Annotated in this window: 1 rRNA gene; it reads right to left on the bottom strand. The window is 56.4% G+C overall.

The window, feature by feature from the left end:
• Positions 1 to 236 (bottom strand): 23S ribosomal RNA (locus M3221_RS26080); the annotation flags it as partial.

The raw sequence follows: 236 nt of genomic DNA, 5'->3' as shown, positions 1-236 counted from the left end.
CGCTCGCCGCTACTCAGGGAATCGCGTTTGCTTTCTCTTCCTCCGGGTTCTTAGATGTTTCAGTTCCCCGGGTATGCCTCCTCCTGCCCTATGTATTCAGGCAGGGGTGCCATCCCATTACGGATGGTGGGTTTCCCCATTCGGAAATCTCCGGATCAAAGCTTACTTACAGCTCCCCGGAGCATATCGGTGTTAGTCCCGTCCTTCGTCGGCTCCTAGTGCCAAGGCATCCACCG

The organism is Domibacillus indicus, assembly GCF_023715895.1.
Classification (GTDB): domain Bacteria; phylum Bacillota; class Bacilli; order Bacillales; family Domibacillaceae; genus Domibacillus; species Domibacillus indicus_A.
This window is presented reverse-complemented; position numbering and strand designations above follow the sequence as displayed.